The organism is Acinetobacter brisouii CIP 110357 (assembly GCF_000488275.1).
GTDB lineage: Bacteria > Pseudomonadota > Gammaproteobacteria > Pseudomonadales > Moraxellaceae > Acinetobacter > Acinetobacter brisouii.
The window spans coordinates 1571447-1585285 of record NZ_KI530762.1 but is presented as its reverse complement, the minus strand read 5'-3'; the positions used below and the strand labels follow the sequence as shown (position 1 = coordinate 1585285).

The following is a 13839-nucleotide window of genomic DNA, read 5'->3' as shown; positions in this document are numbered from 1 at the left end:
AGCGTACATAGCGATTTTTAATTTCTTAAGGTAGCCCATGGCGCAAGCTAAAAAATCTGTTGATATCAAAAATATACGTAATTTTTCTATTATTGCGCATATCGACCACGGTAAGTCCACGCTGGCAGACCGTTTCATTCAAATGTGCGGCGGTTTGCAAGAGCGTGAAATGCAAGCTCAGGTCTTGGACTCGATGGAGCTTGAGCGTGAACGTGGGATTACCATTAAAGCGGCCTCAGTAACACTGTACTATACCCATCCAAACGGTCAGGAATATCAGCTTAACTTTATTGATACACCAGGACACGTGGACTTTTCGTATGAAGTTTCTCGCTCTTTGGCCGCGTGTGAAGGTGCTTTACTGGTTGTGGATGCAGCACAAGGTGTTGAAGCACAATCGGTTGCAAACTGTTATACCGCGATTGAGCAAGGTCTGGAAGTTTTACCGATCTTGAACAAAATTGACTTGCCTCAAGCTGAACCTGAGCGTGTGATTCACGAGATTGAAGAAATTATCGGAATTGAAGCAACCGATGCACCAACTTGCTCGGCAAAAACTGGTTTGGGCGTTGATGGTGTTTTGGAACGTCTGGTTGATGTGATTCCAGCGCCTGAAGGTGATCGTGATGCGCCGTTACAAGCTTTAATTGTCGATTCATGGTTTGACAACTACTTAGGCGTTGTCTCATTGGTACGAATCAAGCAAGGCCGTATCCGTAAGGGTGACAGAATGCTGGTAAAATCAACAGGTCAGGTTCATCCTGTTACATCTGTTGGTATTTTTAATCCAAAACATACCGAAACAGATATGCTTGAAGCAGGTGAAGTTGGTTTCGTGATTGCAGGGATTAAAGATATTTTTGGTGCACCAGTGGGTGATACCATCACGCTTGCATCGACACCAGAAGTCGCTACTTTACCTGGTTTCAAAAAAGTGAAACCGCAGGTGTATGCAGGACTGTTCCCGATTGATTCAAGTGATTTTGAACCGTTCCGTGAAGCGCTGCAAAAGCTACAAATCAATGACTCGGCATTATTCTTTGAACCTGAAAGTTCAGATGCGCTTGGTTTTGGTTTCCGCTGTGGCTTCTTGGGCATGTTACACATGGAAATCGTACAAGAGCGTTTAGAGCGTGAGTATGATTTAGACCTGATTACTTCTGCACCGACTGTAATTTACGAAGCGGTGACTAAAGCAGGCGAAACCATTTATATCGACAGTCCATCAAAAATGCCTGATGGTTCAACAGTTGAAGATTTGCGTGAGCCGATTGCTGAGTGTCATATTCTTGTGCCACAAGAATATTTGGGCAATGTCATGACCTTGTGTATTGAGCGTCGTGGTATCCAAAAAGACATGAAATTCTTGGGGAACCAAGTTTCAATCACCTTTGATATTCCGATGGCGGAAGTGGTGATGGATTTCTTTGACCGTTTGAAATCATGTTCACGTGGCTTCGCATCGTTAGATTATAACTTTGTACGCTTTGAAAGTGCGAGTTTGGTCAAAGTCGATGTCCTGATCAATGGCGATAAAGTCGATGCCTTGGCAATGATTTGTCACCGTAACGATGCACGTTACCGCGGTAATGCTTTAGTGGAAAAAATGAAAGATTTGATTCCACGTCAAATGTTTGATGTTGCAATTCAGGCTGCAATTGGTGCCCAGATTATTGCACGTTCGACAGTGAAGGCAATGCGTAAGAATGTGTTGGCAAAATGTTATGGTGGTGACGTATCCCGTAAGAAAAAATTGCTTGCGAAACAAAAAGAAGGTAAAAAACGTATGAAGCAAGTGGGTAATGTTGAAATCCCACAAGAAGCCTTCTTAGCCGTTTTACAAGTCGATAAAAAGTAAGTGTCTTTAGGAAAAGTCCATGGATTTTGATTTTAATTTGATCCTCGTTCCCGTTACCTTGATTTTGTTCTTTGTCTGGTTACTTGACAAAGTTAAATTAAAGCAGCGAGCGAATAAAGGTAAAGGCAATGAACATTTTATTGTCACATGGGCTTATGACTTCTGGCCAGTTCTGGCAGTTGTATTGATTTTACGTTCATTCTTATATGAACCATTTAATATTCCTTCAGATTCCATGGTGCCGACCTTGGAAACTGGGGATTTTATTTTGGTGAATAAATTTGATTATGGTATTCGCTTGCCACTCATCAATAAAAAGGTGATCAATGTCGGTGAGCCACAGCGTGGTGAGGTGATTGTTTTCCGCTATCCTTTACAACCTAATATTAGCTATATCAAGCGTGTTGTAGGTTTGCCAGGCGATCATGTGGCTTATCATGACGGTAAACTCTTTATCAATAATCAGGCTGTTGCAACAACTGTAACCCAGTTTAAACGTGACAAAGACCAGTTGTCTTCATTTGAAGCCAAATATACTTACGAAACATTAGGCACGCACAAGCATTTGGTACGCCATCTTGAAGGGCGTGATCCTTTAGTTGAGCAATATAATTATGCCATGAGTGCTAATCAGGCAAGCGCAATTCCATTTGTTGCCAATCTGAATAAAACCTTTGTGCAAAATGATGGTAAAGCTTGGGAGGTTACTGTACCTCAGGGACATTATTTTGCGATGGGTGATAACCGTGATGAAAGTGCCGATAGTCGTTTTTGGGGATTTGTTCCTGAAGAAAATCTGACAGGTCGTGCTTTTTATGTCTGGATGCACAAAGAACCTGGTTTGCATCTTCCAAGTTTTTCCCGAAATGGTAAAATTGACTAAAATCAACTTGGATAATAAAAATGCATAAACTTCAACGTGGGGCATCGTATAGCACTTTTCTTTTGGCATTAATTATTTTTTCAATCGTGCTAAAAGTTGTAGTCGCAATTTGGCCAGCATATTGGGATGATCATATTATTAATAAGCAGATTCAATCTGTTCTAGATGATAATCCTTCTTTAAGTTCTGCCAAATTTCAGTCAGCTATGGAAGAACGCTTATCAATGAACAATATCAATGATCTCAAGATCGAAGATATTGCCAAGGTATCGAATGATGGTGGACAATTACATGTGGCAAAACACTATGAAGTGCGTAACCATTTATTATTGAATATTGATTTAGTTTTAAGTTTCGAGAAAAATTTTGATCAAAGGACAGTCCAAGCTAAGTAATTTTCGCTTAGCTCAGCAAATCGGCTATGAATTTAAGCAGCCTGAACTCTTACAGCTTGCTTTAACTCACCGATCCGTGAGTCATAAACATAACTATGAGCGCCTAGAATTTCTAGGCGATTCATTGTTAGGAATGATGATTGCACATTACCTATATCATGCTTATCCGTATGAAAATGAAGGGCGCCTGACGCGGATGCGAGCAACGCTGGTCAGACAGGAAGCTTTAGGAAAAATTGCCAATGATTTGAAATTAAGCCAGTATATGATTATGAGTACAGGCGAGTTAAAGTCAGGCGGTCATCACCGTGAGTCTATTTTGGCCGACACAGTCGAAGCGATTATTGGTGCTATTTATCTCGATTGTGCAGATTTGGAAGTACTGAAAAAAATTGTTCTAAAATGGTATACACCCTATTTCAGTCATATTGAGCCAACAGATCAACTCAAAGATCCTAAATCTCGGTTACAAGAATATTTACAAGCACACAAAAAACCTTTACCTGTCTATGAAGTGACTGATATTCAAGGTGATGCACCTAATCAGCATTTCAGAGTGGTGTGCAAGGTGGAAGATTTTCCAATCACACAGGGCGAAGGTAACAGTCGACGTTTTGCAGAACAGTCTGCAGCGGCTGAAATTTTAAAATTATTGGAGCAAAAAACAGCATGACGATGTCATCTGATCAACCAGACGATCAATCTGTGAACCCTGAAGATTCTGATTTGATTAATCAATTTTTTAGTTCACAAAATGCCACGATACCTACTGACTTCCGAAGTGGTTTTGTGGCAATTGTTGGTCGTCCGAATGTAGGCAAGTCGACATTAATGAATCACTTGCTTGGGCAAAAGCTGTCTATTACTTCACGTAAACCACAAACAACACGTCATAAAATTATTGGAATCGACACGCGTGAGAAATCGCAAGCGGTTTATGTAGATACTCCAGGGATGCACAAAAAAGAAGTGCGTGCCATCAATAAAATGATGAATCGTGCTGCGCATTCAGCACTACGTGATGTGAATTTGGTGTTATTTGTCGTTGATGCGTATAAGTGGACACAAAATGATGACTTGGTGTTAGAGAAACTGCAAAATGCACAAATGCCAGTAATTTTGGTCATCAATAAAGTCGATACACTTGAAGATAAAAAATCATTGTTGCCACTTATTCTAGAGCGCGCTAAGCTCATGAAATTTGCAGAAATTGTTCCTGTTTCTGCATTGCGCGGCGCAAACCTTGATCAGTTACGCAATACCATTGAAAGCTATTTGCCATTTTCTGCACCATTGTATTCACCAGACCAAATTACCGATCGTTCTGAGCGTTTCTTGGCGAGTGAAATTATTCGTGAAAAAATTATGCGCCAGCTCGGTGAAGAGTTGCCTTATGATTTAACGGTACAAATTGAATCTTTTCGTACTGAAGAACCAACTGTGCATGAAAAAACTGGGCGTTTAAAGCCAGCATGTACCTATATTGATGCGACTATTTTTGTAGAACGCCAAGGTCAAAAAGCCATTGTGATTGGTGATAAAGGCGCGAAGCTGAAGCGTATTGGTATGGAAGCGCGCGTTGACATGGAAAAAATGTTCGAGCAAAAAATCATGCTCACGCTTTGGGTGAAAGTCAAAGGCGGCTGGTCAGATGACGAACGTGCATTGAAAAGTCTAGGTTATAGCGATATCTAATCGTTTTACCATAAGGGGAACAGCATGATGCGAGTAGGAATAATTTTGGCTGCTGTGATTTTATTGCAGGGCTGTATTACGAGCTTGGTGACTGTTCCCGTCGAGATTGCCTACAAGACCACCAAAGGTGTGGTCAAAGGCACAGCAGCAGTTGTACGTGCTGTGACTCCAGATGGAGATGATGACAAAGAGAAAGAACAAGATAAACAAAAAGATCAAGATAAACAAAAAGATCAAGAGAAAAATTAAACAGTTTCATGCGCAATGAAGTCTTACATGGGTATCTCATTCATCACCGAAAATACCGCGAACGTAGTCAGATTGTTCATATCTTTAGTCAAGAATATGGGCGAATAGATGGCGTATTGCGACAAAATTCGCCGCCACAATATCAGCCATTGCGTTTACAGGCTTCTGGAAAATCAGAATTAAAAAACTTTAGTCATTTGGAAATTCAGTCCCAACCGATTTTTTTTCAAGGGGATGCTTTCTTTTGTGGTTTTTATTTGAATGAGCTTATTTTACGACTCTGCCCATTAGAAGAAGCCTTGCCGCAGAGTTTTTTGCAATATGCATCGGCAGTCCAAAATTTACAGCATTTAAATCTGCGAGCTGAAGCAGAAAAACCTCTATTTTTAAAGCAGATTTTGCGTCAATTTGAGCATGTGTTATTACAAGAATTAGGCTATGCAATCGATTTTTCAAAAGATGCTAATCAAAATGATGTGCTGCCGAATGCACATTATCAATTTCAACTGACAGAAGGTTTTTTGCCCGTCGTCAGTCGAAGTTCAGCAAGTTTGCAAGGCGAGCTAATTTTAAGCATGCAAACACATATTCAGGGTGGGGATTTTTCTGTACAGCAGTTACAATGTCTCACCAAGCTTTACCGACAAATGATAACCGCACTTTTGGGTGATCGACCCTTAAAAAGTCGTCAGTTGTGGATACAGCATCGTCAAGTTCAGAACTAAATAGGAAATACGTTATGGCTGCCTTACTGGGTGTAAATATTGACCATGTCGCGACTTTAAGACAAGCCCGCGGAACTCAATATCCTGATCCTGTCAAAGCTGCACTGATTTGTGAGCAGGCAGGTGCAGAAGGAATTACCTTGCATTTGCGTGAAGATCGTCGTCATATTCAAGATGATGATGTGCGTCGCATGCGCCCAGCATTGAAGACACGTATGAATTTGGAATTGGCCGTAACTGATGAAATGGTGGCATTTGCCAAAGAGATTCAGCCACATCATGTTTGCTTTGTACCTGAAAAACGTCAAGAACTGACCACAGAAGGTGGTTTGGATGTTGTTGGAAACTTTGAACATGTCAAAGCAGCTACCCAAGAACTGACCGCAATTGGTTGTGATGTGTCTTTGTTTATTGATGCTGATTTTGCACAAATTGATGCAGCAGTAGCCTGTGGTGCACCAACGATTGAACTGCATACAGGTGCTTATGCTGATGCAGAAACGCCAGAAGCACAGCAACATGAATTGCAACGTATTATTCAGGGTGCTGAATATGCTGCATCAAAAGGTCTAGTTGTTAATGCAGGACATGGTTTGAATCTGGAAAATGTGGCACCGATTGCTGCAATTCCACAAATTCATGAATTGAACATTGGACATTCGATTATTGCAGACAGCGTATTTGTGGGCTTGGAACAAGCAGTACAACAAATGAAAGCCGCAATTCAGGCAGCGAGTGCATAATGTCAACGCCAGATTATGATGAATTGATGCAGCCTGTCATCGGTTTTTTAGGCTGTGAAACTCCTAAAGCATGGTTAGATGAAGCATTGAATAATTTAGAATTATTGATGCAAGATCATGCTAACTGTGAAAAAAAGGCTGCTGGAACAGCGATGAATCTGATGTTCCGTTATAGCTTTTTTACCGATTTGCAGGTGAAACTGGCACAGCTGGTACGTGAAGAAATGCTGCATTATGAACAAGTGTTAGAGTTCATGGCAAAGCGTGGTCAGGAATGGAAAGCCGTGAGTGCAGGGCGTTATGCGGGTGGTCTACGCAAAGAAATCCGCACTTACGAGCCTGAAGCACTGGTGGATGTTCTGATTATCGGGGCATTTGTAGAGGCACGCTCATGTGAGCGATTCTATGCTTTAGCGCCACTGGTTGATGAAGAATTAGGGCGTTATTATCGCTATTTGCTCAAGTCAGAGTCACGTCATTACGAAGATTATTTGGCGCTTGCACTTGATGTTGCAAAAACTGCAAAAATGAAAAAACCTGAAGAAGATATTCAGGAGCGTATTGCACATATTCGCGAAGTTGAAAAAAACCTGATCTTAGATCCTGATGATACTTTCCGCTTCCATAGTGGTGTGCCCGCAACGGTTGCTGCATAAGCAACACATCAAAAATTTTCTAAGGTTTAGACTAATGCCAGTCAGTGAAGAAGCTGACTGGCATTTTCTTTTTGAACTGTAAATGTTTTGTGATTTTCGGCAGCGCCTTTGACAAGGGTTTTTCTTGTGAGGCAGGGCTTCCCATTAATATGCTTTTAAAGTCAGGCTTTGGAGTGAATATCTAAAAATTAAGGCGCTTATTGTAAAGCTCCTTAATTGATTAGCATCAAAACGCCAGAGAGTTTTTTATTGACTAAATTTACTCTGACAATGTGCTTTGCACAGACTGTGACAAAGCCAGATTGCCTTGTTCAGCCAACCCTTTGACCACGCCTTGGCGGTCTTCAACCGAACGGTTCTGACTGATTTTGAATTTGCCTTGAAGATCAGTAATCTGAATTTCGATACCAACAATATGGCGGAGCTCTTCGGCAATGTAGTCTGCGGGCGCATCCGACATTTTCCACGGCTCTGGCTGAGTTGCTTCATGTTGGCGGGTTAAGCGTGCCAATAAGCCGCGTAGAAATTTTTCGTCATCATGAACACGGATTTTGCCACGGACATGCACCACACGATAATTCCATGTTGGGACAGTACGATGATGCTGTAATTTTTCAGGATACCAGTTGGGCGAAATATAACCTTGATCAGCTCGGAATACCACCAAGACTTCATCTTGATCTTGGAGTTGCTGAAACAGTGGATTTTCACGGGCAATATGGGCTTTAAGAACACCTAAGCCTTGGGTTTCTGTACAGAGTTCAAAGGGAATATGATTGGCATCGAGCAAACCGTCTTGCTGGGTAATCAGACAGCCCAACGCGTTATTGCTGATTAAATCGTATAAAGCAGTTAAATTCTTTTCTTCAAACTGTGCAGGAACGTACATGCGGTGATCCTTAAATGTGCAAAAACCTCAGACAAAAAATCCGCAGTGTTCAACTGCGGATGTTGGCTTGAGTGTGGCATAGCCGATTACAATAAGCAATTAAGGATTATAGGCTTTTTCATTATGATCGCTCACATCCAGGCCTTGCTGTTCTTGTTCGGTGCTGACGCGTAAGCCGATGGTTTTATCAATGACAGTCAGAATTAACCATGTGAAGAAACCACAGTACACCACTGTCAAACCGATTCCCATGAGCTGGATAACAACTTGAGAGCCAATAACCAAATTGGCAATGTTACCGCCTAAAGCTGGTGCAGCGAAAATACCTGTCAAAACGCCACCAACCATACCGCCAATCCCGTGTAAGGCAAAGACATCAAGAGCATCGTCAAAACCAAATTTGCGTTTTAGACCTGTCACTGCAAAGAAACAGCAAACGCTGGTGATGAGACCGATAGCAATTGCGCCGAACACGCCCACATAAGCTGCCGCAGGTGTAATACCAACCAGACCTGCAATAGCACCAGAGGCGAGGCCTAAAGAAGTAACATGACCTGTCATGGCTTTTTCAATCAACATCCAGCCGACAATCCCGCCGCAAGTTGCAATCATGGTGGTCATGAGAACCAAGCCTGCTGTTGTATTGGCTGCCAGTGCCGAGCCAACATTAAACCCGAACCAACCAGCCCAAAGCAGTGCTGCGCCAATCATGGTAAAAACCAAGTTATGTGGCGGCATAGACGCGGTTGGCCAACCTTTACGCTTACCTAAAATCAGTGCTCCAACCAGTGCAGCAACGCCCGAATTGATATGTACGGCTGTACCGCCTGCAAAGTCGAGTACGCCCCAGTTGTGCATGATTGCACCTGCACCACCCCAGACCATGTGTGCCAATGGTCCATAAACTAAGATCAGCCAAAATGCCCCAAATAAAACCACAGCGCTGAATTTCATGCGTTCAGCGTAGCCACCTACAGCAATGGCAGGTGTAATCATGGCGAAGGTCATCCCAAATACAGCGATAACATATTCGGGTACACCTGCGATGAGTGTTTTCTCGCTAATTCCATGCATAAAAGCTTTGCTTAAGCCACCAACAAAACTGTACAAATTCAGCGAGCCTTCAGTCATACCTGTGGTATCGGCAACCAAGCTATATACAAAACTCACCCATAAAATCCCGACAACAGCAGCGATGGCAAAGAATTGCGAAAAAATCGACAGGATATTTTTAGCGCGAATCATGCCACCATAAAATAGTGCCAAGCCTGGAATAAACATGATCAGTACCAAAATGGCAGAGATCATGACCCAAACCGTAGATGCAGCATCGAAGGGTGCATCGGCAGCAAATGCGTAGACAGGGGTAAATAGCAGGCTCCCCAAAGCCAATTTAACCAGAGAACGGGAAATCATAGATCCTTCCTGTATGCAAAAAATTAGGCGAAGATGCGATTTTAAAAATTCAAATATGTGGTTTTTCTAATATTCTTTTAGAGAATATTAATTTCATTTTAGTTATAAGCAATTCTTGTACCAAATTTTATGAAAAGTGAATTTAATATAACGATTGATAAATCAAAGGTTTGTTTTTAATAGATAATCTTATCGCGATGAAGAAACAGAGATGTATTGTGAACAAAAAATGTGCATAAACACGTTTAAATTGTAGGGAATTGCAATCAATTGGCGCAAAAAATCGGGCAGAAGCTGTACTTCTGCCCGATTGGGAAAGTATTTAAAATGTTTAGTTGTAAGCGCGTTCGTTATGATCGCTTAGATCGAGACCTTTTTCCTCTTCTTCATGTGAAACACGTAGGCCGACAGTCAGTTCGATCACTTTGAAAATGCCCCATGTGCAGACTGCGCTATAGACGACAGTCACGATAATCCCAATCACTTGCGCAATAAACTGTGTACCAAAATCAAGACCCGTGATATTGCCACCCAATAATGGTGAGGCAAAAATACCAGTCAAAATTCCACCGACCATGCCGCCAATGCCGTGTAAAGCAAAGACATCAAGTGAGTCATCAATGTTGAGCACATTTTTAAGACGAGTAACCGCATAGAAGCAGACCATGCCTGTAATCAATCCGATTGCTGCTGCGCCAAATACGCCAACATAAGCGGCTGCTGGAGTAATACCGACCAAGCCCGCAATTGCGCCAGAAGCAAGTCCTAAAGACGTGGTGTGTCGATCGAGAACTTTTTCAATGATCATCCAGCCTACAATGCCTGCACAAGCTGCAACTTGGGTATTCATCATGATTAAGCCAGCACTTGCATTGGCTGCCAGTGCCGAACCGACATTGAAACCAAACCAGCCTGCCCAGAGTAAACCCGCACCAATGAAGGTGTAGACCAAGTTGTGTGGGGCAATATTTTGGGTTTTCCAGTCTTTACGACGTCCAATGATCATCGCACCAACCAGTGCAGCAATGCCTGAATTGATATGTACGGCTGTCCCGCCTGCAAAATCCAGTACACCCCAGTTGTGCATGGCAGAACCGACACCGCCCCAGACCATGTGTGCCATAGGTGCATAAACAATCGTTGTCCATAAAATCACAAAAATGACCATTGCACTAAACTTCATACGCTCTGCATAGCCACCGACCACAATCGCAGGGGTGATCATGGCGAAAGTCATGCCAAAGACTGAGGTCACATATTCAGGAATATCGCCCATTAACGACTGATCGGTAACACCATGCATAAAGGCTTTGTCGAAACCACCGACAAAACTGGCAAGATTAAACGTACCATCATGCATGCCTGTGGTATCGACAATCATGCTGTAAATATGGGTAATCCACATCAGCCCGATAATGCCTGCAAAAGCAAAAAACTGGGTACAGATCGACAGTACGTTTTTACTGCGCAGCATGCCGCCATAAAACAAAGCCAACCCTGGAATAAACATAATCATGACAAAGACAATCGATGTCATGACCCATGAGGTCGATGTTTGGTTCAATGTTGCTGTTTCTGCTGCCTGTGCAAAGTGTGGCGACAACAATAAACAACCCAATACTAAGCTCGAAATAGAACGAATATTCATATTTCTCTCCTCGTGTAATGATCACAATACGTTGCGTTTTGCCGAAACAAAACATCCATTTTTTGCAGATTGCCCAGTTCACACTCGGCAATCAGGAGAATTAAAAAACTTAGGCGCGAACTCGTGTGCGCTCAGGATCGTAAAACGGTAAATTGACCACTTTGGCTTTCAGGCGTTTCTTTTGCCCATCGAGTTTGCCAACCTCTAAAGTGGTCTCTGCACTGGCGTATTGCGGAGCAACCCGACACAGCGCAATCTGCTTTTTCAGTAAAGGTGAATTCGTGGCGCTGGTGACGACACCAACAGGGTAGCGGTCGACATAAATCAGATCGCCGTGTTCGGCAGCTTCATTTTGTTCCAAGATTAAGCCCACCAATTTATGTCGACTTTGCGCGGTCTGATTTTGCATCGCCTGTTTACCCAAGAAGTCTTCTTCTTTACTTTTTAAGGGAACGGTAAAACCAATACCTGCTTCAAATGGATTGGTCTGTGCATCAAATTCATGTTGTGCAAAAATCAGACCGGCTTCGATTCGGAGCATATCCAGTGCGGCAAAACCCATTGGTGCAATCTCAAAGGCTTGTCCAGCCGACCAGATCGCATCCCAAACCTGTTCAGCATGAGTCGGATGACACCACACTTCAAAGCCCAGCTCACCTGTATAACCTGTGCGTGACACCATGACGGGAATGCCTTGGGCATTGCCTAAGCGTCCGAGCGTGAAATGGAACCATGCCAGTTGTTCGAGGTTGGGTTGATGTTCAGGTGTCCAGATCAGTTGTTTGAGCAGTTCACGGCTTTTTGGCCCTTGAACGGCAACATTGTGAATTTGATCTGAAGAATGTCGAATACTGACCCGATATCCGAGTTGCTGGGCTTTTTGTTTCAGCCATGTACCTGTGTATTCATCGCCACAGACCCAGCGAAAGTTGTTTTCGCCCAAACGGAAAATCGTGCCGTCATCCAGCATGCCGCCTGTTTCAAGGCAAATCGCAGAATAGACAATTTCACCAATCGCCAGTTTGCGGACATTGCGAGTGAGCATGTATTGCAAGAAACTTTCAGCATCTGGGCCTGTAATTTCAAATTTGCGTAAAGCGGTAAGGTCAATCATCGCGACACGTTCACGACACGCCAGATATTCGGCTTTTGCGCCCCAACCATGATATTCATCAGCCACCCAATAACCATGATATTCAACGAGGTGCGAAGTCAGGGCAGCAATACGCGAATGAAAGCCACTTTGTTTGGTCATGCGGGGCATCTCCTCAGGATGGGTACGGTACAGTTGGGAACGTAGGAATTGCTCGGATTCGGCATAAATTCGCACATGAATGTCGCTGGGAACCCAACCGTTGGATGGGTCAATGTCGTCGGGGCAGGCGGATGATGCACAGAGCAGGTCTTTGTGGGCGCGCAGTAAAATATAGTCGCCCGCACGTGACCACGGTTCGTCCATGCTGATGCTGCCGCAGGATTCAACTTGAGTGTTGTAGAAAAAATTAATGGCTGGCCATGCGGCTTTAGGAGTCAAGCCGAGTGGATTTAAAATACGGTTAAAGTTGTCAGTACAAGAGAGATGCCCAAAGTAGCCACTGTCTTCATAAAATTTCGGGCTACATGCCGTCAGGAACATGTCATGTCGTCCCACAGTGTCTTGAACTACTTCGACTAAGGCTTGCATGTCTGTGCCATAAAAGCGTGAGTGAATGCCTGGGCTTGGGGTGCTGTGACCCAGTACTGTGCGTGTTGCTACCGCATCCAGCCCAATTTCCTGACCTTGAGCCAGTGCGTTGGCATCAAACGCTAAAAAGTCCGAGCACTGCTTTCCCGAAACATCAATAATCTGAATCCATTGTCCCGCTTTCACGCGATAGGTTTTGGCACTGGCTTTACTGATACGGATCTCCTGAATCGGTTGTGCCAGTGGTGCAGGTAAGTATTCAGTTTGGGCTTTGGCTTTATGAATCATCACTTGAACTTCGTCGATGGCATCCTGCTGATCGACCTGCATATTTTTGCCTGTATTGAGCACAATCACGGAAAGGGGTTCAGGCGCATGAAAACGAACGTGCTCAGTGTGCTGAACACGTAGCACCACGTCTAAATCAGTTTGAGCAATCTTGAATTTTTGTAACTGGTATTCAAGACGCTGAGCAACGCTGTCTTGTTGCACAAGTTGTTCAAGCGTTTGTACTGCTGTTCCAATGCTGATAATGCCATTTGGGCTGACCAGTTGCAGTAAGGGTAACTGGATTTTACCTTGTGCATTTCGCACCAAGATTTCTATGCCTTGACCTGCTGGAAGATTCAGTTCTAAGTCATCTTGAGCGTCGAGTTCAAATATTGCTGCTGATTGTGGATCAACCCGTAACTGAACCTGTTGCAGAGCTGCTTGTAAATGAAAAAACTGCTCAGTTTCGACTGAAAGATGCTGTGATAAATTGCCCATATGCATTGCCTTTGCGCTGTTGTCCTCACTTGCATCACCACACGCTCATTTGCCTGTTGTCATGCCTGGATGAGTTTCAATATCGCCAGTTCAAAAACAGATCACAATTGCCCAGAATGATTACTCACAATGAGGTAAAAACGGATTTTGGCATGAATAATGCTCAAAATTTATAACTATGAAGAATAAAATGGGGCAAAAATGCAGTGGATTGGGCAATACGATACGGA

General features: G+C 43.2%; 13 protein-coding genes. 9 read left to right on the top strand and 4 right to left on the bottom strand.

The window, feature by feature from the left end; all coding sequences use genetic code 11:
• Nucleotides 1-37 precede the first annotated feature (37 nt).
• The 9 genes from lepA to miaE are packed head-to-tail and all read left to right on the top strand — an operon-like array spanning nt 38 to nt 7204.
• Nucleotides 38-1858 carry a translation elongation factor 4 gene (gene lepA / locus P255_RS07560; RefSeq protein WP_004900778.1) on the top strand — a complete coding sequence of 607 codons (1821 nt, stop codon included), beginning with the start codon at nt 38-40 and terminating at the stop codon, nt 1856-1858.
• A gap of 19 nt (nt 1859-1877) precedes the next feature.
• A complete protein-coding gene (gene lepB, locus P255_RS07555) occupies nt 1878-2741 on the top strand; it encodes a signal peptidase I (protein ID WP_004900780.1) in 864 nt (287 codons plus the stop codon).
• A gap of 20 nt (nt 2742-2761) precedes the next feature.
• Nucleotides 2762-3136 carry a DUF4845 domain-containing protein gene (locus P255_RS07550; RefSeq protein WP_004900783.1) on the top strand — a complete coding sequence of 125 codons (375 nt, stop codon included), beginning with the start codon at nt 2762-2764 and terminating at the stop codon, nt 3134-3136.
• A complete protein-coding gene (rnc, locus tag P255_RS07545) occupies nt 3108-3809 on the top strand; it encodes a ribonuclease III (RefSeq protein ID WP_004900785.1) in 702 nt (233 codons plus the stop codon). Before P255_RS07550 ends, rnc begins: the two co-directional genes overlap by 29 nt.
• A 2-nt stretch (nt 3810-3811) precedes the next feature.
• On the top strand, nt 3812-4831 hold the full coding sequence (era, locus tag P255_RS07540) for a GTPase Era (protein ID WP_155756917.1): 1020 nt from the start codon (nt 3812-3814) through the stop codon (nt 4829-4831).
• 24 nt (nt 4832-4855) lie between these two features.
• Nucleotides 4856-5080, top strand: a complete 225-nt coding sequence (locus tag P255_RS07535) for an NF038104 family lipoprotein (protein ID WP_035365109.1) — start codon at nt 4856-4858, stop codon at nt 5078-5080.
• An 8-nt stretch (nt 5081-5088) separates the two neighbouring features.
• Nucleotides 5089-5805: a DNA repair protein RecO gene (gene recO / locus P255_RS07530; protein ID WP_004900793.1), complete on the top strand. Its 717-nt coding sequence runs from the start codon at nt 5089-5091 to the stop codon at nt 5803-5805.
• Nucleotides 5806-5819: 14 nt separating this feature from the next.
• Nucleotides 5820-6548, top strand: a complete 729-nt coding sequence (gene pdxJ / locus P255_RS07525; RefSeq protein ID WP_004900796.1) for a pyridoxine 5'-phosphate synthase — start codon at nt 5820-5822, stop codon at nt 6546-6548.
• A complete protein-coding gene (gene miaE, locus P255_RS07520) occupies nt 6548-7204 on the top strand; it encodes a MiaE family protein (RefSeq protein WP_004900798.1) in 657 nt (218 codons plus the stop codon). The genes pdxJ and miaE overlap by 1 nt, the downstream gene beginning before the upstream one ends.
• A gap of 259 nt (nt 7205-7463) precedes the next feature.
• On the opposite strand, the gene P255_RS07515 is transcribed toward miaE, so the two are convergent.
• The 4 genes from P255_RS07515 to P255_RS07500 form a co-directional block, all read right to left on the bottom strand.
• Nucleotides 7464-8093 (bottom strand): FMN-binding negative transcriptional regulator, encoded by a 630-nt coding sequence (locus tag P255_RS07515; protein WP_004900799.1) that lies wholly within the window; start codon nt 8091-8093, stop codon nt 7464-7466.
• Nucleotides 8094-8192: 99 nt separating this feature from the next.
• Nucleotides 8193-9509 (bottom strand): ammonium transporter, encoded by a 1317-nt coding sequence (locus P255_RS07510; protein WP_004900801.1) that lies wholly within the window; start codon nt 9507-9509, stop codon nt 8193-8195.
• 331 nt (nt 9510-9840) lie between these two features.
• Nucleotides 9841-11157, bottom strand: a complete 1317-nt coding sequence (locus P255_RS07505) for an ammonium transporter (protein WP_004900804.1) — start codon at nt 11155-11157, stop codon at nt 9841-9843.
• A 109-nt stretch (nt 11158-11266) separates the two neighbouring features.
• The gene (locus P255_RS07500) at nt 11267-13609 is read right to left on the bottom strand and encodes a DUF1989 domain-containing protein (protein WP_004900807.1); all 2343 of its coding nucleotides are present in this window, start codon (nt 13607-13609) and stop codon (nt 11267-11269) included.
• Between the last annotated feature and the right edge of the window lie 230 nt (nt 13610-13839).

Bases quoted from the DNA above. Each gene is read 5' to 3' on its own strand.
- recO (WP_004900793.1), top strand. From the start codon at position 5,089: ATGCGCAATGAAGTCTTACATGGGTATCTCATTCATCACCGAAAATAC.
- P255_RS07500 (WP_004900807.1), bottom strand. From the start codon at position 13,609: ATGGGCAATTTATCACAGCATCTTTCAGTCGAAACTGAGCAGTTTTTT.
- P255_RS07515 (WP_004900799.1), bottom strand. From the start codon at position 8,093: ATGTACGTTCCTGCACAGTTTGAAGAAAAGAATTTAACTGCTTTATAC.
- lepB (WP_004900780.1), top strand. From the start codon at position 1,878: ATGGATTTTGATTTTAATTTGATCCTCGTTCCCGTTACCTTGATTTTG.
- pdxJ (WP_004900796.1), top strand. From the start codon at position 5,820: ATGGCTGCCTTACTGGGTGTAAATATTGACCATGTCGCGACTTTAAGA.
- lepA (WP_004900778.1), top strand. From the start codon at position 38: ATGGCGCAAGCTAAAAAATCTGTTGATATCAAAAATATACGTAATTTT.
- P255_RS07505 (WP_004900804.1), bottom strand. From the start codon at position 11,157: ATGAATATTCGTTCTATTTCGAGCTTAGTATTGGGTTGTTTATTGTTG.
- miaE (WP_004900798.1), top strand. From the start codon at position 6,548: ATGTCAACGCCAGATTATGATGAATTGATGCAGCCTGTCATCGGTTTT.
- P255_RS07510 (WP_004900801.1), bottom strand. From the start codon at position 9,509: ATGATTTCCCGTTCTCTGGTTAAATTGGCTTTGGGGAGCCTGCTATTT.
- P255_RS07535 (WP_035365109.1), top strand. From the start codon at position 4,856: ATGATGCGAGTAGGAATAATTTTGGCTGCTGTGATTTTATTGCAGGGC.
- P255_RS07550 (WP_004900783.1), top strand. From the start codon at position 2,762: ATGCATAAACTTCAACGTGGGGCATCGTATAGCACTTTTCTTTTGGCA.
- era (WP_155756917.1), top strand. From the start codon at position 3,812: ATGTCATCTGATCAACCAGACGATCAATCTGTGAACCCTGAAGATTCT.